Here is a 19641-nt window from a genome sequence, read left to right on the forward strand (position 1 = left end):
ACCCCCGTGCTTTTAGGGCAGTTGCGGCATGAAACCAAGGGGCACGGCCTTGCTTAGGCCCGAAGACCCGCTTGATATCCGGAAAGCGGCTGCCAACCCGCGCTGAGGCGGGAGAGAGCTTCGAGTTCCACGGGATCATGGCTGCAGAAGATTCTCACGTTGCTGCGCCTATCGTTTGCGAGTTCCCGCAGTCGCTCCTGATTGTGAAGCCGCAACGGCCTGTCCATTTCCATTAGGTGCTGATAGGCGGCAAGGCCCGGCGTGCAGGAAGGCTTAGAGTCCATCTCGTGGCGATGGAAATAGGCATCGCCCGCATTGAGCAGCCAGCCCTCCGGCGTATCGATGGCAATGCCGGCATGACCGAGCGTATGCCCCGGCAGCGGAACCATCAGGATCTCGGGCGGTAATCCATCGAGATCGCGCACGGCCTCGAAGCCGAACCAGCGCTCGCCGTCAGGATTGTAGAGACGCCAGTCGCGAACCTCGTCCCATTGCTCGGGGCTGTAGCGGCGTGTCTGGATAAACCCATGCCGGTCCTCGGCGATGTCCATCTCGGCTTCCAGCACATGCACCCTCGCTTCAGGAAAATCCTCGAGACCGCCCGCATGATCGAAATCGAGATGGGTGAGAACGATGTGGCGCACGTCGCGGGCTGAAAAGCCCAGTTGCCTCACCTGCTCCAGGGCGGTGTAGCGATGTTCCAGCTGGATGCGGTTGGTGTGAATAAAAAGCGGGCTCAACCGCTCATAAGGGTGCTCTACATCCCGAGAGCCAAAGCCGGTATCCACGAGCACCAGCCCGTCGCTGTCGGTTTCGACAAGCTGGCAATGGCACACCAGCTGCGCGGTCATTCCACGACTCACCCCATCCCAAAGCTTGCCTCCGACCGGACACATGCAGCCGCAATTGAGATGATGAACGCGCATGTGGAGACCTCGCCGGCAGGGACGTGACCGGGTCCTAACGCGAGGCTACAGGAGATTGTTCGATCGGAGGCCGCTACTTCCGGCAGGAGAAGGGTGGGAAGGTACTGGCCGTTCCTGCATTCATGGCTGCGACGACCATCATGTTGGCGAGGTCGAACTCCTCGGTGGAGCGAGGGCAGACATCTCCTCGCGCGGTGCAGCCGGAGGCGAGAAAGGCTTCGTGGCGCTCAATGAATTCCTGCCCGATGCCCTTCATGCCGCGCCTCTTCAACGCTTCGACCCAAGCCTTCTTATAGCGCTCGCACTTGACTTCCACCCAGCTTTGCTCAGGGCGATCCTGAGCGATGCTCGGTGAAAGCGCATTCCCGAAGACAATGGTAGTACAGAGCATGGTCATGGAGAGCAGGCGCATATGAACCTCGGCGGCGTAGCCGCGCGATGGAGCACAGACGCGAAGGATCGGTCAAGCGGCTCAGACACGCGCCTCGGGCTGTGCTTTACTCTGCCTGCGGGTCGATGTGCTGCGCTTTCTCGCAGGCTTCACCTTTTCCTGCTTCTGGACCTCGCGAGACAGGCGCTCCTGCAGGAGCGTAAGCACCGCCGCCTCTTCCGGCCTCAGGGAAGACAAGTCTTCGCGCAGCTCGGTCTCGACCTGGTTTTTGATCTCCAAAAGCAGATCGCCGTCGAGATAGCAGGAGAATACCTCCGGATGGACATAGCATTTGCGGCAGATGGTGGGCGTGTTGCCCAGCCTTGACGACACCTCCTCGATGGCCGCGCGGATGTTCTTCTTGGCTTTTGCCTCGCTGTCGAACTGCTCGAATTCGGACAACGCCAATGTGGCGAGCACCGTGCCCGCCCAGGTGCGAAAATCTTTTGCCGTGATATCGCGCCCAGTGATCTCCTTGAGATACGCGTTCACGTCCGAGGAGGAGATCGATTGCCGTTCGCCGTTCTCGTCGAGATATTGAAACAGATCCTGGCCCGGCAGGTCCTGGCAGGCTTTCACGATCTTGGCGACGCGGCGATCCTTGACCTGCAGCTTCCAGGTCTTGCCGCTCTTGCCCTTGAACTGGAACCGCAGCTCGCCGCCATTCACCTTGACGTGCGGATCGCGTAAGGTGGTGAGGCCATAGCTCTTGTTCTGCTTGGCGTAATCCTCATTACCCACGCGGATCAGCGTGTTCTCGAGAAGATGCACGACGGTTGCGAGAACCTTCTCGCGCGGCAACCCGCGCAGGCCCATATGCTCGTCGATGGTCTTGCGGATCGCCGGAAGGCCATTGGCGAATTCCAGCATGTGCTCGTATTTGGTGCTCTCCCGCGCCTCGCGGAAAGCAGCGTGATAGCGATATTGCTTGCGGCCCTTGGCGTCACGTCCCGTGGCCTGGATGTGACCGTTGGCTTTGGAGCAGATCCACACATCCGTATATGCGGGCGGAATGACGAGCGATTTGATGCGCTTCAATGTAGCGTCGTCCGCGACCTTCTTTCCGTCCGGGCGCAGATAGGTGAAGCCCTTGCCGGATTTCTTGCGCCGGATGCCCGGCTCCTCGTCGGAGACATACAGAAGCCCCGCACTCTCGGCGGCATCGCGGGGATCGACGACATCGGTGGTATTGTTTGAATCGAGCGCCATGGGTCGCCTTGAATGAAGAGCAGGACGTCAACCGGATGAGACAGCTCCCGGTTCCCTGCGTGACGAAGACGCGCCTTGCATGCGCGCTTCCTGGCGATCGGTGCGGATCTTCAGAAAGAGGATCGTTCCGCTCAAGCACAAGCTCAACAGGTTGAAGACGATAAGCGGCATGTTGCCGATCAGGAAGCCGTAAGCGGACCAGAGCGTGAAGGCTGTGACGGTGACCATATACATGCGCTTGGAGATGGCGGCCGTATCCCGCTCCCTCCAAGCTTTGAGCACCTGCGGCACGAAGCTTGCTGTGGACAGGATGCCCGCTACCGTCGCCAGGATCGTCGGCAGCCACTCACTCATACGCGTCTCCATCGTCAGGTCACGGCAACGGATGGGGAAATGGGTGGTTCCCTCTATCCATCACCACAGCTAGAAGGGCAGAGCCTTTTTCATCCGGATGATCCCTTGTCGCTGACACCCCTTCCCGAAACACAGGGCCGCAAGCTCGTCTTCGTCGTTACCGAGGACTGGTTCTTCGTCTCGCATTTCCTGCCGATGGCCAGGGCCGCGCGCGAGCTTGGGCTCGACGTCACGGTGGTGACACGGGTGCGCACCCATCGCGAGGCGATCGAAGCTACCGGCGCGAAGGTCATCGCGCTGGAAGCGGAGCGGCGCAGCCTCAACCCCATGGCGGCGGGCTATGCCGCAGGCCAACTCGCTGCGATCCTGAAGGACGAGAAGGCCGATCTCGTTCACTGCATCGCGCTCAAAAGCATTCTGGTCGGAGGCTTTGCCGCCTCCATGGCTGGTGTCGGGCGGCGGGTCTATGCGCTGACGGGGCTCGGGTTCTTAGGAGCCCGTACCGATTTCGTCGGGCGCTGGTCCCAGCGCGCCGTGCGCCTGCTGGTGCGCGGGCTTGCAACATCCAACACACGCTATCTGTTCGAGAACCCGGACGATCCGAAACTGCTGGGGCTTGATCCCAAGGCTTCCAACGTCACCATCGTGGGCGGCGCGGGCATCGACCCGGATGTTCTTCAGCCCGCTCCGCTTCCCTCGCAACCGCCTTTGAGGGTGGCCCTTGTTGCCCGCATGCTCTGGTCCAAGGGCATCGATCTCGCGGTCGAGGCCGTTTGCATCGCTCGGGCGAACGGCGCCGATGTGGAGCTGTCGCTTTACGGCGCGCCCGACCCGTCGAACCCCAAGGCCATTCCGGAAGAAACCCTCAAAGGCTGGAGCGCCGAGCCGGGAATCTCCTGGCATGGGCCGACGCGGGACGTGGCAGCCGTCTGGCGCGACCACCACATCGCCTGCCTGCCCTCGCGCGGCGGCGAAGGCCTGCCGCGCACCCTGCTGGAAGCCGCCGCCTGCGGCCGTGCGATCCTCACCACCGATGTGCCCGGCTGCCGCGCCCTGATCCGCGATGGGGTGGAAGGTTTCGTGGTGACGCCGGATGACGCCGATGCGCTGGCAAAAGCCCTGATCGCGCTGGCCTCGGAGCCGGATCGCGTGGCCCGCATGGGCGAGGCTGCGCGGGCTCGGGTACTGGAAGGCTTTACCGAGCGCCATGTGATGGACGACCTCAAGCGGCTTTACGCCTCCCTGCTCAGCTCATGATCAAGGACCCGGTTGCCTTTATCCACGCCGAGACACGGCTTCTGCCGGTTCCTCACACGCCGGAACTTTCCCTGCATGTGGCCGACGAGGCGACGGAGCTCTGGCAGCGGACGGAGGAGGAACTCGGCGAGATCGGCCTGCCGCCGCCCTTCTGGGCCTTTGCCTGGGCCGGCGGGCAGGCGCTTGCCCGCTACATCCTCGACAATCCCGAGACCGTGCGCGGCAAACGGGTTCTGGACTTCGCCTCGGGCTCCGGGCTCGTCGCCATCGCGGCCATGAAGGCGGGAGCAGCGGAGGTTGCGGCCTGCGATATCGATTCCTTCGCCATAGTCGCCATCGGGCTCAATGCCGAGGCCAATGGGGTGACGGTGACGCCCGTGCAGGACAACCTGATCGGCCAGGACCGGGGATGGGATACGGTGCTTGCCGGTGACATTTGCTACGAGCGCGATCTGGCAGCGCAAGTGACGGATTGGCTGTTCGACCTCAGCCGCCGAGGCGCCACGGTGCTCATCGGCGATCCGGGGCGCAGCTACCTGCCCAGGGAAAAGCTGGAGCAGGTTAGCCATTACGAGGTCCCGGTGACCCGCACCCTCGAGGATACCGAGATCAAGAAGACCAGCGTCTGGCGTTTTCGGCATAGTTAAATCCCTGCCAAGCCTCGGGTCTTTGCAATCCGGCAAAATTCCTCGCCGGCTTTGCGCTTCGACGGGTTGATTATGTTTCGATATAAACTATCTTTTTGAGGAGGGGCTGACCTGCTTTGCCTCGCTTCATTCCATTCCGTTCCATTTTGGCCGTCAGATTCAGAGCACTCTTATGACTCAGCCTGTCCTCGATCTTCCCTCCAGCCTTCGTGAAACCGCAAAAGCGATCCGCATTCCGGCGAAAGTTGCGAAAAGTCTGTCGCAGGCCGAGGAGATCTGTAAGGCCCAGCGCGTTCGCCTGACGCCGATCCGCCGCCGGGTTCTAGAAGTGCTCCACACAGCCGCAAAGCCCCTCGGCGCCTACGATCTGGCAGCCCTTCTCGCGCCGCAGGGCCGGCGGGTCGCCCCGATCACCGTTTATCGCGCCCTCGACTTCCTGATCGAGCAGGGCTTGGCCCATCGCATCGCGAGCCTGAACGCTTATGTTGCCCATGACGGGGAGCCCAACAGCGCCACCCATGCCTTTTTGATCTGCGAAGGGTGCGGCGAGGTCACGGATATTCCTTCCCCCGAGATTGCCCGCGCCCTGTCCGGCCTCCTGAAGCAGCACAGCTTCTCCTCGCACGCCAAGGCCCTGGAAATCATCGGCCGCTGCGCCCGTTGCTGAAACCGCATCAGCGCTCGTCGAGGCCGATGCTTCGAGGTTTTGGTCCTGAGCATCTTTTCACCCAAAACCGGTTCCCACTTTTGGGCCCGATGCTCTAGGCCGCGCTTGACGGAACAGGGTTTTGGCATCAGCTAAACGGCGGCAGCCATTGTGACCGGCCGCCGTGGATTGCAGCATGTCTTCTTTGTCTTCTCCTGAAGCGCCTTGCCTTGAGACCCATGCAGGCCCCGCCCCGCGCCACCGCACTGTGGGCGTGAGGGTCGGCAATGTCATGGTCGGCGGCGGCGCTCCCATCGTCGTCCAGTCCATGACCAACACGGACACGGCGGATGTGGACGGGACCGTGGCCCAGGTGGCGGCGCTTGCCCGCGCGGGTTCGGAGATCGTGCGCATCACGGTGGACCGCGACGAGGCCGCCGCCGCCGTGCCGAAGATCCGCGAGCGGCTCGACCGGCTTGGCGTGAGCGTCCCGCTCGTCGGCGACTTCCATTACATCGGCCACCAGCTGCTGGCCGATCATCCGGCCTGCGCCGAGGCGCTCGCCAAGTACCGCATCAATCCCGGCAATGTGGGCTTCAAGGAGAAGAAGGACCGGCAGTTCGGCGCCATCGTCGAGCAGGCGATCCGCCACGACAAGGCCGTGCGCATCGGCGCGAACTGGGGCTCCCTCGACCAGGAACTCCTGACCCATCTCATGAACGAGAACGCGGCCTCCGCGAACCCGCGCGACATGCGCTGGGTGACCCGAGAAGCCATGCTCCAGTCCGCCCTCCTCTCCGCCGCCCGCGCGGAGGAGATCGGCTTGGCGAAGGACCGGATCATCCTCTCGGCCAAGGTTTCCGCCGTGCAGGACCTGATTGCGGTTTACGAGGACCTCGCCCGCCGCTCCGATTACGCGATCCATCTGGGCCTCACCGAGGCCGGCATGGGCTCGAAGGGCATCGTGGCCTCTTCCGCCGCCATCGGCATCCTGCTCCAGCAGGGCATCGGCGACACGATTCGCTTCTCGCTGACGCCTGAGCCCGGCGGCGACCGCACCCTCGAGGTGAAGACCGCCCAGGAACTGCTCCAAACCATGGGTTTCCGCACCTTCGTGCCCCTGGTCGCGGCCTGCCCCGGCTGCGGACGCACCACGTCCTCCGTATTCCAGGAGCTGGCGCGGGACATCCAGACCTGGATTTCTACCTCCATGCCCGATTGGAAACGCACCTATCCCGGTGTCGAGAACCTGAACGTCGCCGTCATGGGCTGCATCGTGAACGGCCCTGGCGAATCGAAGCACGCCAATATCGGCATTTCCCTGCCCGGCACCGGCGAGCAGCCGGCGGCCCCGGTCTTCATCGACGGAAAGAAGGCTCTGACCCTACGTGGGGCGACGCTGGCCCAGGACTTCCAGAAGCTCGTGCTCGACTATATCGAGAAGAATTACGGCCAAGCCGGGCGCGATGCCGCCGAATAAGGCAGTGGAACCCTTGCTGAAATTCCGTTTTAAGCTAGGGCGCGATGTGCTAGAGAGCCCGCCGCGCCGGCAGTGACGGTCGCTTGCGCTCACCGAGGAAGAGCATCGGAGAAGGGGCCGCCCTTCGTCGTCGACGAGAGTGATTCAACAAGGGCCGTTCGCGGGCTATCCGCAAAGAAAAGCACACATGGCAGAACAGCAAGTCGCTCCTGGGCACGCCGATTCCGCGGCTCCGGAGGCCAGCACCCCCGAAAGCCACTCCCATGCGGGCTTCTGGACCCTCATGCTCGGCGCTATCGGCGTGGTCTATGGCGATATCGGCACGAGCCCTCTTTACGCCATGCGCGAGACGGTGGCGGCCGCCACCGGCGGTCACCATGGAACGCCCGTTCCGCTCAGCCGCGAGCTGATCATCAGCATCCTGTCGCTGCTGATCTGGGCGCTGATCCTCACGGTCAGCGTCAAATACGTGCTGATTCTTCTGCGCGCCGACAACAAGGGCGAAGGCGGCTCGTTGACCCTCGTGGCCCTGACCCAGCTCGCGCTCGGGCGTCGAAGCCTTCCCGTGCTGATGATGGGTATGGCCGGAGCGGCCCTGTTCTTTGGCGACGCCGCCATCACCCCCGCCATCTCGGTCCTATCGGCCCTTGAGGGCCTGAAACTCGTCGCCCCATCCTTCGAGAGCTATGTGCTGCCGGGCGCCCTGGCGATCCTGATCGCCCTGTTCGCCGTGCAAAGCCGCGGCACGGGCAAGGTCGCGGCGTTCTTCGGCCCGCTGACGCTCCTATGGTTCATCACCATGGCGGGTCTCGGCCTCCTCCATATCGCCGACGACTGGGAGGTTCTGCTCTCCTTCAATCCGTATTACGGCGTCTCCTTCCTCGTTACACATCCGGGAACGGCCTTTGCCATTCTCGGCAGCGTGTGCTTGGCCGTGACGGGCGCGGAAGCGCTCTACGCGGATCTCGGCCATTTCGGCCGCCGCCCGATCCGCGTGGCTTGGAGCACCGTCGTCTTCCCGGCGCTCGCCCTTAACTATCTCGGCCAAGGCGCCCTGGTGCTGTCGAATCCCGACGCCCTCGCGAACCCCTTCTTCCTTCTGGCGCCGCCCTGGCTGCTCCTGCCCCTCGTGGTGCTGGCGACGCTCGCCACTATCGTCGCGAGCCAGGCCGTCATCACCGGCGCCTTTTCGCTGACGCGGCAGGCTATTCAGCTCGGCCTGCTGCCGCGGCTCGAAGTACGCTTCACCTCCGAGACCCATTCAGGACAGATCTATCTGCCCCGTGTGAACTGGCTTCTGCTTGCCGCAGTGGTCAGCCTCGTGATGCTCTTCGGCTCCTCCAGCAGCCTCGCCAGCGCCTATGGCATCGCGGTGTTCGGCACCATGGTCGTCACCACGCTTCTCGCCTGCGTGGTCATGAGCCGCAGCTGGGGCTGGGGTCCGGTGAAGACCGGACTCGTGATGATCCCCCTGCTGCTGATCGACCTCACCTTCCTCTCGTCCAACCTCGTGAAGCTCCTGGACGGCGGCTATGTGCCCCTGATCATCGCCGGCTTCTTCTTCGTGCTCATGTATACCTGGGTGAAGGGCACGCGGATCTTGTTCGAGAAGACCCGCAAGATCGACGTACCTTTGGTCGAGCTGGTGCAGATGCTCGAGAAGAGCCCGCCGCACCGTGTGAAGGGCACCGCCGTGTTCCTCACGAGCGATCCCGACACCGCGCCGGCCGCCCTGCTCCACAACCTCAAGCACAACAAGGTGCTGCACGAGAAGAACGTGATCCTCACCGTGCGCAGCGAGGACATTCCGCGTGTCGAAGACGAGGACCGCGTCGCCATCGAGCATGTAGGCGACACGTTCTGGCGCATCCGCCTGAGCTACGGCTACATGGAAACGCCGAACATTCCGCGTGGCCTCGCGATCCTGCGCAAGCAGGGCTTCAAGGTCGACATCATGGCGACCTCGTTCTTCCTCTCGCGGCGCTCGATCCGCCCCGCCAGCCATTCAGGCATGCCGCTCTGGCAGGATAAGGTTTTCATCGGCCTCGCCAAATCGGCCAGCGACGCCACGGACTTCTTCCAGATCCCGACAGGGCGCGTGGTGGAAGTCGGAACGCAGGTCACCGTGTAAGCCGTTACCTCTTCAGTCTTGATCTGGACGTGCCTGCACTCCTCGTGCGACGCACGCTCCGTCGAGGATTTATTACGTGAACTCCGCCCCTACCTCACCCGCCTCTCCCTTCGCTCTCAGCCGCAGCGAGGCGGTGCTCGTGTTCGTCACGATGATCTGGGGCGCCACCTTCCTCGTCGTACAATTGGCGCTCAGCGCGAGCGGGCCGCTGTTCTTCGTGGGGCTTCGCTTCGGCACGGCGGCGTTGATGATGGCCCTCATTGCCGCGCCCGTGCTGCGCGGGCTGACATGGCTCGAGATCAAGGCGGGCGTCATGATCGGCATCGCCATCTTCTTCGGCTACACACTCCAGACCTACGGGCTGCAATATATCCCCAGCAGCAAGTCGGCTTTCATCACGGCGCTCTACGTGCCGATCGTGCCGCTGCTGCAATGGCTGGTGCTGAAGCGCCCGCCGAGCGTCATGGCGTGGTCCGGCATCGCGCTCGCCTTCATCGGCCTTGCCCTTCTAGCAGGGCCCGACGGCACCTCCATCGGCCTCGGCATCGGCGAGATTTTGACGCTGCTCTGTGCCATCGCCATTTCCGCCGAGATCATTCTCATCGGCGCTTATGCCGGCAAAGTGAATGCGCGCCGCGTGACCGTGGTGCAGTTGGCGACCACTTCGGTTCTCGCGCTCGGATTGATGGCTCCCCTCGGCGAGTCACTGCCCGCGCCGTCATGGCTCCTGATCGGCAGCGCCGTCGGCCTCGGGCTTGCCAGCGCCGGCATTCAGCTTGCGATGAACTGGGCGCAGAAGACGGTCTCGCCCACCCGCGCCACGGTGATCTATGCGGGTGAGCCCGTCTGGGCGGGGATCGTCGGTCGTCTCTACGGGGAGCTCATGCCCGTTGCGGCTCTGCTCGGCGCCGCCTTGATCGTGGCCGGTGTCATCGTGAGCGAAATGAAGTTGCCGCGCTGGTTCAAGAGACGCCAATCCGCAAGAGTTTGACCTTGACCATTCAGGTGAGATGGAGAACCTGCGACAACGCGTGCGTCGCAGTTGATCCTTGATGCAATAGAATTGGTTTTCTGGACGCAGAATCTCATCGCCCCTTCCCATCGATCCCCCTTGGCTTAATGTCCTTCATGCAGGGGCACTCGGTATTGGGCACTGATCGCCTGGAACTGAAAGAGCCGTCGGGATGGATGTGAACGAGCCTGTCAACCTGACCAATTGCGACCGGGAGCCGATCCACATTCCCGGCAGCATCCAGGAACATGGTTGCCTGCTCGCCTGCGATACGCAGGTATCGCTGATCCTGCGCCATTCCGCGAATGCATCCGCGATCCTGGGCCTCAGGGGCGAGATCAACGGAAGCGCGTTGGAAAATCTTCTCGGCGGAGAGATTGCCCACACGCTGCGCAATGCACTCGCGACATCGAGCAGCGAGGGCCGGGCCGCTCTGCTGTTCGATCTCGATATCAATGGCAGAACCTTCGATGTCGCCATTCACCGTTTCCAATCGACGGTCATCATCGAGTTCGAGCCGTCTGCCACGCGGTTCAACCATCCTCTCGACCTCACCCGCGCCCTGATCGGCCGCCTGAGCAGGACGACCGATGCGGATCGCCTCGTGCGCGAAACCGCGCGGCTCGTGCGCGGCCTCCTCGGCTACGACCGCGTCATGGTCTACCGCTTCGAGCGCGACGGCTCCGGCAAGGTTGTGAGTGAAGCTAAGCGCAGCGATCTCGAAAGCTTCCTCGGCCAGTATTTTCCCGCCAGCGACATTCCCCAGCAGGCGCGCGTTCTTTATCTGCGCAACATCATCCGTATCATCGGCGATGCCGACAGCCGGCAGATCCCGCTGGAGCCGGCGCTCGATGCATCGGGCGAGCCGCTCGATCTGTCCTTCGCCCATCTGCGCAGCGTCTCGCCGATCCACCTCGAATACCTGCACAACATGGGTGTCGCCGGATCGATGTCGATCTCGATCATCATCGACGGCGAGCTGTGGGGCCTCATCGCCTGCCATCATTATTCGCCCCGTGTCCTGCCCATGGGCCTGCGCGTGGCCGCGGAAGTGTTCGGGGAATTCTTCTCGCTCCATCTCAACGCGCTCCTGCAGCGACGCAAGCTCGATGTGGCCATGGACGCGCGCCGCTCGCTGGACAAGATCCTGCGGCTGGCCTCGCACCAATCCGATGTGAGCGACATGCTGCGCGCAAGCCTCGGCGATCTCGGCCAGCTCGTTCCATGCGACGGCGTCGGCCTCTGGATCGACGGCGTGTGGACGGCGCAAGGCAGCACGCCTCCGGCCGATGCCATCGCCGGTCTCGCGCGCTTCGCCGGCAACGTGGCCGAGGGCAAGGTGTGGGCGACGCACGCCTTGTCCCACCGTCTCGCATCGGCCGACAATTACCGGGCGCAGGCCTCGGGCGTGATGGCCGTGCCGCTGTCGCAGAGGCCGCGCGACTACCTGTTCTTCTTCCGCAAGGAGCAGGTTCAGACGCTGGATTGGGCCGGCAATCCCGACAAGTCCTACAATACCGGCTCCATGGGCGACCGGCTGACGCCGCGAAAGAGCTTCGCCATCTGGAAGCAGATCGTTCACGCGCAATCCCTGCCCTGGACCGGAGCGGACCGCGAGATCGCGGAGGCGACGAAGATCACCCTGGCCGAAGTCGTGCTGCGTCACGGAGAGCTTCTTGCCGACGAACGCACGAAGGCCGACGTCCGTCAGCGCATGCTGAACGAGGAACTCAACCACCGGGTCAAGAACATCCTCGCGATCATCAAGTCCCTCGTCGGACATCCGGTCGAGGAAGGCCGTGAGCTGAAGGATTACATCTCATCCCTGCAGGGCCGCATCCAGGCTCTCGCCGTCGCGCACGATCAGGTCGTTCGCAGCGGCGGCGGCGGCTTCTTGGACGAACTCCTCGGCGCGGAGCTGACACCCTATCGCGAGCCCAGCACGAGCATCGTGTTTCAAGGTCCGAAGGTAGGGCTCGATGCGCGCGCCTATTCAGTGATGGCGCTGGTGTTGCATGAATTGTGCACCAATGCGGCGAAGTACGGCGCGCTCTCGAAAGCCGGCGGCCAGCTCTCGGTGATCTGGACGCTCGAAGCCGAGGGCGGATGCCGGATCATGTGGCGGGAATCCGGCGGCCCGATCGTATCGCCGCCCAAGCGCGAAGGGTTCGGCACGGTGCTGATCGACCGCAGCATCCCTTACGATCTCGGCGGCGAAAGCCGCGTCGATTATCCGCCCACCGGCGTCGAGGCCTCCCTCCTGATTCCGCAAAAGCACATTGCGCAGATCTTTGCGCCGGATGACGAGCAGCCCCAACGGCTGGGCGTTGCTGTCAAAACGCGCATCAATCTCGCCGAGATTTCGCTACTGCTGGTCGAGGATCAGCTTCTGATCGCGCTCGATGTGGAAGCCATGCTCAACGAGAGCGGGATTGGCGATGTAATCACGAGCGGATCCGTCTCCGATGCCCTGCGCAAGCTGTCCGCCTCGACACCGAGCGCCGCCATTCTCGACGTCAATCTCGGCAGCGAGACCTCGATCCCGGTCGCCGAGGAATTGGCGAGGCGCAAGATCCCGTTCGTCTTCGCCACCGGCTACGGCGAGAACGGCATGGTACCCGCCTCGTTCGCGGATATACCTGTCGTTCGCAAACCCTACGACGCGGACAGCCTCACCGAGGCGATCATCCAGGTGGTGACGGCCCGCTAAACCTGTCGTTCCACCACAAAGCGCACGGCTTCGCGCAGGGTATCGGCCTTCGCACTGAACCGGTCGAGCGCGGCATGGGCCTTGTCCACCAGTGCGGCGCATTCGCGTTTCGCGCCGTCCATGCCGAGCAGATCGACGAGAGTCGCCTTACCCTTCTCCTGATCCTTGCCGGTGCGCTTGCCGAGCGCCTCCGCGGAAGCCTCCCGGTCGAGAATGTCGTCGGCGACCTGGAAGGCCGCGCCCAGCGCGCGGCCGTATTCCACGAGGCTCCGGCGCGAATCCGCATCCGCCTTGCCGATGATTGCGCCAGCCTCCGCCGAGAAGGTGAGGATCGCGCCGGTTTTCATCATCTGGAGCTGGCGTATTTCCGCCTCGCCCATGGTGGCCGCGCCGTAGCGCCCCTCCGCCGTGAGGTCGAGCAACTGCCCGCCGACCATGCCGCCCAAGCCCGAGGCGCGGGCGAGGCCGAGCACGAGATCGGCGCGAATGGCGGGATCGGGATCGGTGGCCGCCTCCGCCAGCACCTCGAAGGCGAGTGTCTGGAGGGCGTCGCCCACGAGAATCGCGGTCGCCTCGTCATAGGCCTTGTGCACCGTCGGGCGCCCGCGCCGCAGGTCGTCGTCGTCCATGGAGGGCAGGTCGTCATGCACCAGGGAATAGCAATGCAGGAGCTCGATAGCTGAACCGGCCCGCAGGGGGCCCTCTCCCTCCCGGCCGAAGAGCCGCGCCGCCTCGATGGCGAGGAAGGGACGCAACCGCTTGCCGCCGCCTAAGGCCGCATGCCGCATGGCGGCCATCAGGCGCGCAGGCCGCGCAATCTCGCCGTGGCCCGCTTTGTCTGATAGCAAGGCTTCGAGATTGGCTTCGACGAGCTGCGCGGCCTCGACGAGCCGCGCGGTGAAAGTGCTGTTGGATGGCGACATGATGAGCCCGAATTCGGACGGGGCAGCGGCCACGTCCGAGGAGAACATTGAGGAAAAATCGAGGCGTCGCTGGACATTGCGGCCGGGTCGGGCGCGAGGGCCGATGACGGTCTCCCGGTTCCTCCGCCGCGTCGTCCAGATCGGCCTTGGTCTGATTGTCTTATGGGTCGGCGCGGTTCTTTTGCTAGGGCTTCTCTACTGGGTCGTGCCTCCGGTTTCCACCCTCATGATGGGCCGCTGGATGACGCTGCAGAGCGTAGAGCGGGATTTCGTCGGGCTCGATGAGATTTCCCCGCACCTGCCGCTTGCGGTCATGACCGCCGAGGACAGCCGGTTCTGCGAGCATAACGGGGTCGACTGGATCGCCATCCGCGAAGTGGTGGAGGATGCCGACGAGGACGGCCCCTCCCGGGGCGCCTCGACCATTCCCATGCAGGTGGCCAAGAACCTCTTCCTGTGGCCGAGCCGGTCCTATCTCCGCAAAGGCCTGGAGCTACCGGTGGCCCTCTATCTCGACCTGATCTGGTCCAAGCGGCAGATGATGGAGGTCTATCTCAACGTGGCGGAGTGGGGCGAAGGCGTCTTCGGTGCCGAGGCGGCCGCCCAGAAATACTTCCGCAAACCGGCCAAGAACCTGACCCGGCAGGAGGCAGCCCTCCTCGCGCGGTCCCTGCCGAACCCGCTGGTGCGCAATCCGGCAAAACCCAGCAACCGCCACCGGGCTTTGGCGGGGCAGTTGCATGCCCGCATGGCGGGAGCGGCCCCCTTCAGCGGTTGCCTGAAGCCTTAAATTCGCAACGAAGGACTAGATATTTCCTCCAAGACCTTGTAAGAGGCGCAACCTCATCAAGTTTGAGATGTGAGCGTTTCCCGGTTGAGCGGGCGCTCCGCTATTTTGACCGGAGACGAGAAATGGCCGTTCCTAAGAGAAAAACGTCGCCCTCGCGGCGCGGCATGCGTCGCTCCGCCGATGCCTTGAAAGCCCCGACCTACAGCGAGGACAAGGATTCCGGCGAGCTGCGCCGCCCACACCACATCGACCTGAAGACCGGTATGTACCGTGGCCGTCAGGTTCTGAAGGTGAAGGCTGACGCGTAAGTTTACGCGGCATGCGACAAAAAGAGCCGGCGCCTGAAGCGCCGGTTTTTTTATGCCCGCAATCCCCAAGCGACCTGATTCAGTATCTCGTTTTTTACAGTTCATTAAGCCTGAGCGCCGATCCTGTACGCCTTGAGTTTTCCGAGGCTTAGGGCAGGCGTGCCCCTCGCCTCAAGCGTGTTTTTTTGAGTGCAGGGTGTGCGTTATGGCGACGAAGCGGCAGGGCCGGCTGGGGATTTTCCAGGGAGCATCCCGGACACCCCGCAAGCAAGCCGGCGTCACCGCCGCGCTTCCCGGCACCCCCTATTCCTGGGACATGGCCACCGATGCCCTCACCTGGGGTCCGAACGCCGCCGAGATCCTCGGCCTTACCAAACGGGACCTGCCCCGCACCGGCCGCGCCTTCGCGCAGCTCGTCGAGCCCGGCAGCGGCCTGGCCCGGTTCGACATCATCGCGGATCTGAATACATCGGGCGGCTCCTACGAGACCCGCCACGCTCTGCGCCTCGGCCCCGACAAGGTGCTGATGGTGGAAGATTGCGGGCGCTGGCAGCCGGGCGCCTATGGCCGCCCCGCCTTCGTGCGCGGCACCTTGCGGGCCGACCCCGCGCTCGCCGCCCAGAATTGCCTGCCTGCCCGGATCGCTGCGYGCTCGGAGCTGCTGCGGCAGGTCCAGAACGGCATCAACGAGGCCCTGCGCGTATCCCAGACCTGCACCCTGGTCGTCGGCGCGCTCAATGAGGCCGATAGCCTGGACGAGGTGGCCCGCAGGCTCCGCCCGATGATGCGCCGGCATGACGGGTTCGGAATCGTCGGCTCGACCCGCTTCGCGCTCGCCCTCGTCGGCTRCCCGGCCTCGGAGGCCGTCGGCGCCATGAACCGCATGGCGGGGCTCCTGAAAGGCTGCGGCGAAGGCCTGATCCTGGGCGCGGCCTGCGCTCCAGACCATACCTTCCGCGCCCACAAGCTCCTCCGCTTTGCCGAGGAAGCGGTGGAGGCAAGCCACAATCGCGGCTCGGACAAAGGGCTCTACGATCCCCGGCCCGCGCCCCGCTCCCGCTCGGTCGAGCAGGCCCCCTTCGATATCGTAGCCGCTCTCAACGACCGCAGCCTCGTCCTGGCCACTCGGCCCGTGATGGACGCGCAGACCCGGCAGCCGGCGCTTGCACAGGCCGTCGCCACTCTATCTACATCCGATGGCGGCACGATCCCGCTCGGCCCCGTGCCCGGCCTCGACGACGCCAATCTCGCGCTTCTGGTGGATGGTCGCATGCTGGAGCTGGCGGCGGATCACCTCGCCCGTTACCCCCATGCGCGGCTCTCACTTCCCATAGCCCCCGCCACCCTGAAGGATGCGGAATGGCTGCCGATGCTCGCAGCCCATCTCGGCGCCCGCCCCGGCATCGAATCGCGACTCGTGATCGAAGTGCCGGAAATCGCCCTTGCCGGCGACGGCACGCTCCAGGGCCGCCTCCATGCCATGAAAGCCATCGGCATCGGGCTGGCCCTGTCGGGCTACGGAAAGGGCTATGTCGCGGCAGAACAGCTGCGGCACATGCCCTTCGATCTCCTCAAGATCGACGGAATCTTCATCCAGCCGCTCAAGCGCTCGACGCAGGACCGGCTCTACATCCGCACCCTCATCGACCGCGCCCAGAATTGCGGCATCGCGATTGCCGCCGAATGGGTGGACGATGAGATGAGTGCGCGGCTTCTGACGTCTTGGGGTGTAGATTACCTGGAAGGGAGCTTCTTCGGAGAGCCCACGGCGCTGATGCAGCCGTCGCCGCTGCGTGACATGCTGGAGCGGGCTTGGGGTTAGAGGCGGCCAAGACGTGGATGGCCGGGACAAGCCCGGCCATGACGAATGAAGTCCGTGGTGAGAGGAAGACTCGCTCTACTTCCCGGCGAGCTTATCCAACTTCGCCTGCATGTCGGCCATCTGACGCTTCAGGGCGTCGAGATCCCCGCCGCTCTGCTCGTGCTCTTGCACAACCGGAGCCTTGGAGCCGTTCGGACCCAGCGGTCCACCTGGCGGGAAGGGCGAGAACATGCGCATGGCTTCCGTGAAGAAGCCCATGTTCTTGCGCACCTGCTCCTCCATGGCCTGGAAGGCTCCGGAACCGAAGGCGGTGGACATCTGGTCCCTGAGCTTCTGCTGCTCCTGGGACAGATTGTTCATGGAGAATTCGAGATAGCTCGGAACGAGCGCCTGCATGCTGTCGCCGTAGAACCGGATCAGCTGGCGCAGAACGGTGACGGGGAGAAGGTTCTGCCCCTCCTTGTTCTCCTGCTCGAAGATGATCTGGGTCAGGACCGAGCGGGTGATGTCGTCGCCCGACTTCGCGTCGTAGACCACGAAATCATCGCCCTGGCGCACCATGCCGGAGAGATCCTCCAGTGTCACATAAGTGGATGTGCCCGTGTGATAGAGACGGCGATTGGCATATTTCTTAATGACCGTCGGTTGCTTTTCCGTCGCCATGTGGCCCGATTCGCTCCTGAAAAACGGCAGCCGGCATAGTGTGGCAGAATTTTGCCGGTCATCATTGATTATAAGGCTTATGCCGCGCGATCAAAGCGCCAAAAGTCTAACGACCCTTCAGCCCCGGTTGTACCAACGCATCCTTGACATCCCAAGCTCTGGGGCTTTGATCGAACCAGCACTACATCATCTTCATGTCGAACAAATCAGCACAGGAGAGTGGCATGGCCCAGGACAGCATCGTCATTGTGGGAGCAGCCCGCACCCCCGTCGGTTCCTTCAACGGAGCCTTCGCCAACACCCCAGCTCATGAACTGGGCGCCATCGCCATCAAGGCGGCCCTGGAGCGCGCGAAAGTGGACGGCGCGGAGGTGGACGAGGTGATCCTCGGCCAGATCCTCACCGCAGCTCAAGGACAGAACCCGGCCCGCCAGGCGGCCATGGCCGCGGGCGTGCCGCAGGAAAAGACCGCATGGGCGCTCAACCAGCTCTGCGGCTCGGGGCTTCGCACGGTCGCCATCGGCCTGCAGCAGATYGCCAACGGCGAYGCCAACATCATCGTGGCCGGCGGCCAGGAATCCATGTCGCTCGCCCCGCACGCGGCCTATATGCGCGCCGGCACCAAGATGGGCGACTTCAAGCTCGTGGACACCATGCTGAARGACGGCCTGATGGATGCCTTCAACGGCTACCACATGGGCAACACCGCCGAGAACGTGGCGCAGCGCTGGCAGCTGACCCGCGAGGAGCAGGACCAGTTCGCCACCGCCTCGCAGAACAAGGCCGAGGCCGCGCAGAAGGAAGGCCGCTTCAAGGACGAGATCGTCCCCGTCACGATCTCCTCCCGCAAGGGCGATATCGTGGTCGATCAGGACGAGTACATCCGCGCCGGCACCACCGTCGAAGCGCTCGGGAAGCTCAAGCCCGCCTTCTCGAAGGACGGCACCGTGACCGCGGGCAATGCCTCCGGCATCAATGACGGCGCGGCCGCCCTCGTGCTGATGACGGAAGCGGAAGCGCAGAAGCGCGGTCTCACCCCGCTCGCACGCATCGCCTCCTGGGCCACCGCCGGCGTCGATCCCGCGATCATGGGTACGGGCCCGATTCCCTCTTCRCGCAAGGCGCTCGAGAAGGCCGGCTGGAAAGTGTCGGATCTCGATCTCGTCGAGGCGAACGAGGCCTTCGCGGCGCAGGCGCTCGCAGTCAACAAGGACATGGCCTGGGATCCGTCCATCGTGAACGTGAACGGCGGCGCGATCGCCATCGGCCATCCCATCGGCGCATCGGGCGCGCGCGTTCTCGTGACCCTGTTGCACGAAATGAACCGCCGTGATGCGAAGAAGGGTCTCGCAACACTGTGCATCGGCGGCGGCATGGGCGTCGCCATGTGCCTTGAAAGGTAAAAGCTGCCTTGTGCGCTGAAGATCCAGCGATGAATCTTTCAGCGCACAAGGAAAATAAGGCTGCGCACCCTTCCACCTTTCCCGACTTGTACTAAGCTATTAGTGAAGGGCTGCTTCGGTGAAGCAGCCCTTCGACAACGAGATCTCGAAGAGATCCGCTTAGGAACATTCTTGGGAAGGAAACAGGCATGGCGCGCGTTGCATTGGTTACGGGCGGAACTCGCGGCATTGGCGCCGCAATCTCCGCGGCCCTGAAGCAGGCCGGCTACAAGGTCGCCGCGAATTACGCGGGCAACGACGAAGCGGCCAATCGATTCAAGGGCGAGACGGGCATCCCGGTCTTCAAGTTCGACGTGTCCGATGCCGCCTCCTGCGAGGCGGGCATCCGCGCGGTCGAAGCAGAAGTCGGGCCGGTCGATATCCTGGTCAACAACGCGGGCATCACCCGCGACGGCATGTTCCACAAGATGAGTTTCGACCAGTGGTCCGCCGTGATGCGCACCAATCTCGATTCCATGTTCACCTGCACGCGCCCTGTTATCGAGGGAATGCGCGAACGCGGCTTCGGCCGCATCGTCATCATCTCGTCCATCAACGGCCAGAAGGGACAGATGGGACAGGCCAATTATTCCGCCGCGAAAGCAGGCGTGATCGGCTTCGCGAAAGCGCTCGCGCTGGAGAACGCCAACAAGGGCGTCACCGTGAACGTTGTAGCACCGGGCTACATCGCCACCGAGATGGTGAAGGCGGTGCCCGAGGAAGTGCTCAAGGCGAAGATCCTACCGCTCATCCCCGTAGGACGCCTCGGTGAGGCAGAAGAGATCGCCCGCGCCGTACTGTTCCTCGCCGGCGACGATGCCGGCTTCATCACGGGCTCGACGCTGTCGGCGAATGGCGGGCAGTACATGGCCTGACCGAGACTTAAAGAAT

The 19641-nt window shown here is 63.7% G+C and carries 18 protein-coding genes; 12 read left to right on the forward strand and 6 right to left on the reverse strand.

Annotation, left to right across the window (positions count from 1 at the left end; genetic code table 11):
- Positions 1 to 53 precede the first annotated feature (53 nt).
- The 4 genes from ACXJKO_RS00990 to ACXJKO_RS01005 form a co-directional block, all read right to left on the reverse strand.
- Complete coding sequence (locus ACXJKO_RS00990; protein WP_457089207.1) at positions 54 to 851, reverse strand: MBL fold metallo-hydrolase; 798 nt, start codon at positions 849 to 851, stop codon at positions 54 to 56.
- Between the two features lie 148 nt (positions 852 to 999).
- Entirely contained in the window at positions 1000 to 1338 is a 339-nt protein-coding gene (locus ACXJKO_RS00995; protein WP_457089208.1) for a hypothetical protein, read from the reverse strand.
- Positions 1339 to 1398: 60 nt separating this feature from the next.
- Positions 1399 to 2565 carry a DNA topoisomerase IB gene (locus ACXJKO_RS01000; protein ID WP_457089209.1) on the reverse strand — a complete coding sequence of 389 codons (1167 nt, stop codon included), beginning with the start codon at positions 2563 to 2565 and terminating at the stop codon, positions 1399 to 1401.
- Positions 2566 to 2592: 27 nt separating this feature from the next.
- Positions 2593 to 2919 (reverse strand): SemiSWEET family sugar transporter, encoded by a 327-nt coding sequence (locus tag ACXJKO_RS01005; protein WP_457089210.1) that lies wholly within the window; start codon positions 2917 to 2919, stop codon positions 2593 to 2595.
- A 111-nt stretch (positions 2920 to 3030) separates the two neighbouring features.
- Between ACXJKO_RS01005 and ACXJKO_RS01010 the strand changes: the two genes are divergently transcribed.
- The 7 genes from ACXJKO_RS01010 (at position 3031) to ACXJKO_RS01040 (ending at position 12802) form a co-directional block, all read left to right on the forward strand.
- Positions 3031 to 4176, forward strand: coding sequence for a glycosyltransferase family 4 protein (locus ACXJKO_RS01010; protein ID WP_457089345.1), 1146 nt, complete (start codon positions 3031 to 3033; stop codon positions 4174 to 4176).
- Positions 4173 to 4823, forward strand: a complete 651-nt coding sequence (locus ACXJKO_RS01015) for a class I SAM-dependent methyltransferase (protein WP_457089211.1) — start codon at positions 4173 to 4175, stop codon at positions 4821 to 4823. Before ACXJKO_RS01010 ends, ACXJKO_RS01015 begins: the two co-directional genes overlap by 4 nt.
- A 172-nt stretch (positions 4824 to 4995) precedes the next feature.
- Positions 4996 to 5490 carry a Fur family transcriptional regulator gene (locus ACXJKO_RS01020; protein ID WP_457089212.1) on the forward strand — a complete coding sequence of 165 codons (495 nt, stop codon included), beginning with the start codon at positions 4996 to 4998 and terminating at the stop codon, positions 5488 to 5490.
- A gap of 175 nt (positions 5491 to 5665) precedes the next feature.
- On the forward strand, positions 5666 to 6949 hold the full coding sequence (ispG, locus tag ACXJKO_RS01025; RefSeq protein WP_457089213.1) for a flavodoxin-dependent (E)-4-hydroxy-3-methylbut-2-enyl-diphosphate synthase: 1284 nt from the start codon (positions 5666 to 5668) through the stop codon (positions 6947 to 6949).
- A 187-nt stretch (positions 6950 to 7136) separates the two neighbouring features.
- A complete protein-coding gene (locus tag ACXJKO_RS01030; protein WP_457089214.1) occupies positions 7137 to 9080 on the forward strand; it encodes a potassium transporter Kup in 1944 nt (647 codons plus the stop codon).
- A gap of 76 nt (positions 9081 to 9156) precedes the next feature.
- A complete protein-coding gene (locus ACXJKO_RS01035) occupies positions 9157 to 10071 on the forward strand; it encodes a DMT family transporter (RefSeq protein WP_457089215.1) in 915 nt (304 codons plus the stop codon).
- A gap of 193 nt (positions 10072 to 10264) precedes the next feature.
- Positions 10265 to 12802 carry an HWE histidine kinase domain-containing protein gene (locus ACXJKO_RS01040; RefSeq protein ID WP_457089216.1) on the forward strand — a complete coding sequence of 846 codons (2538 nt, stop codon included), beginning with the start codon at positions 10265 to 10267 and terminating at the stop codon, positions 12800 to 12802.
- Here the strand turns inward: ACXJKO_RS01040 and ACXJKO_RS01045 are convergent.
- Positions 12799 to 13725 carry a polyprenyl synthetase family protein gene (locus ACXJKO_RS01045; protein WP_457089217.1) on the reverse strand — a complete coding sequence of 309 codons (927 nt, stop codon included), beginning with the start codon at positions 13723 to 13725 and terminating at the stop codon, positions 12799 to 12801. The genes ACXJKO_RS01040 and ACXJKO_RS01045 overlap by 4 nt on opposite strands.
- 103 nt (positions 13726 to 13828) lie before the next feature.
- On the opposite strand from ACXJKO_RS01045, the gene mtgA reads away from it, so the two are divergent.
- The 3 genes from mtgA to ACXJKO_RS01060 all read left to right on the forward strand — a co-directional run bounded on the left by mtgA (position 13829) and on the right by ACXJKO_RS01060 (position 16645).
- Positions 13829 to 14515 carry a monofunctional biosynthetic peptidoglycan transglycosylase gene (mtgA, locus tag ACXJKO_RS01050; protein WP_457089346.1) on the forward strand — a complete coding sequence of 229 codons (687 nt, stop codon included), beginning with the start codon at positions 13829 to 13831 and terminating at the stop codon, positions 14513 to 14515.
- A gap of 122 nt (positions 14516 to 14637) precedes the next feature.
- Positions 14638 to 14823 carry a 50S ribosomal protein L32 gene (gene rpmF, locus ACXJKO_RS01055; protein WP_202065583.1) on the forward strand — a complete coding sequence of 62 codons (186 nt, stop codon included), beginning with the start codon at positions 14638 to 14640 and terminating at the stop codon, positions 14821 to 14823.
- Between the two features lie 205 nt (positions 14824 to 15028).
- Positions 15029 to 16645, forward strand: coding sequence for an EAL domain-containing protein (locus ACXJKO_RS01060; RefSeq protein ID WP_457089218.1), 1617 nt, complete (start codon positions 15029 to 15031; stop codon positions 16643 to 16645).
- 75 nt (positions 16646 to 16720) lie between these two features.
- Here the strand turns inward: ACXJKO_RS01060 and phaR are convergent, their stop codons facing one another.
- The gene (phaR, locus tag ACXJKO_RS01065; RefSeq protein ID WP_457089219.1) at positions 16721 to 17308 is read right to left on the reverse strand and encodes a polyhydroxyalkanoate synthesis repressor PhaR; all 588 of its coding nucleotides are present in this window, start codon (positions 17306 to 17308) and stop codon (positions 16721 to 16723) included.
- Between the two features lie 224 nt (positions 17309 to 17532).
- On the opposite strand from phaR, the gene ACXJKO_RS01070 reads away from it, so the two are divergent.
- Positions 17533 to 18711, forward strand: a complete 1179-nt coding sequence (locus ACXJKO_RS01070; protein WP_457089220.1) for an acetyl-CoA C-acetyltransferase — start codon at positions 17533 to 17535, stop codon at positions 18709 to 18711.
- A gap of 188 nt (positions 18712 to 18899) precedes the next feature.
- A complete protein-coding gene (gene phbB, locus ACXJKO_RS01075; RefSeq protein WP_457089221.1) occupies positions 18900 to 19625 on the forward strand; it encodes an acetoacetyl-CoA reductase in 726 nt (241 codons plus the stop codon).
- Positions 19626 to 19641: the final 16 nt, after the last annotated feature.

The sequence above is a fragment of the Microvirga sp. P5_D2 genome (genome assembly GCF_054049475.1).

Bases quoted from the DNA above. Each gene is read 5' to 3' on its own strand.
- ACXJKO_RS01015 (WP_457089211.1), top strand. From the start codon at position 4,173: ATGATCAAGGACCCGGTTGCCTTTATCCACGCCGAGACACGGCTTCTG.
- ACXJKO_RS01020 (WP_457089212.1), top strand. From the start codon at position 4,996: ATGACTCAGCCTGTCCTCGATCTTCCCTCCAGCCTTCGTGAAACCGCA.
- ACXJKO_RS00990 (WP_457089207.1), bottom strand. From the start codon at position 851: ATGACCGCGCAGCTGGTGTGCCATTGCCAGCTTGTCGAAACCGACAGC.
- ispG (WP_457089213.1), top strand. From the start codon at position 5,666: ATGTCTTCTTTGTCTTCTCCTGAAGCGCCTTGCCTTGAGACCCATGCA.
- mtgA (WP_457089346.1), top strand. From the start codon at position 13,829: ATGACGGTCTCCCGGTTCCTCCGCCGCGTCGTCCAGATCGGCCTTGGT.
- ACXJKO_RS01030 (WP_457089214.1), top strand. From the start codon at position 7,137: ATGGCAGAACAGCAAGTCGCTCCTGGGCACGCCGATTCCGCGGCTCCG.
- phaR (WP_457089219.1), bottom strand. From the start codon at position 17,308: ATGGCGACGGAAAAGCAACCGACGGTCATTAAGAAATATGCCAATCGC.
- phbB (WP_457089221.1), top strand. From the start codon at position 18,900: ATGGCGCGCGTTGCATTGGTTACGGGCGGAACTCGCGGCATTGGCGCC.
- rpmF (WP_202065583.1), top strand. From the start codon at position 14,638: ATGGCCGTTCCTAAGAGAAAAACGTCGCCCTCGCGGCGCGGCATGCGT.
- ACXJKO_RS00995 (WP_457089208.1), bottom strand. From the start codon at position 1,338: ATGCGCCTGCTCTCCATGACCATGCTCTGTACTACCATTGTCTTCGGG.
- ACXJKO_RS01005 (WP_457089210.1), bottom strand. From the start codon at position 2,919: ATGAGTGAGTGGCTGCCGACGATCCTGGCGACGGTAGCGGGCATCCTG.
- ACXJKO_RS01045 (WP_457089217.1), bottom strand. From the start codon at position 13,725: ATGTCGCCATCCAACAGCACTTTCACCGCGCGGCTCGTCGAGGCCGCG.
- ACXJKO_RS01040 (WP_457089216.1), top strand. From the start codon at position 10,265: ATGGATGTGAACGAGCCTGTCAACCTGACCAATTGCGACCGGGAGCCG.
- ACXJKO_RS01000 (WP_457089209.1), bottom strand. From the start codon at position 2,565: ATGGCGCTCGATTCAAACAATACCACCGATGTCGTCGATCCCCGCGAT.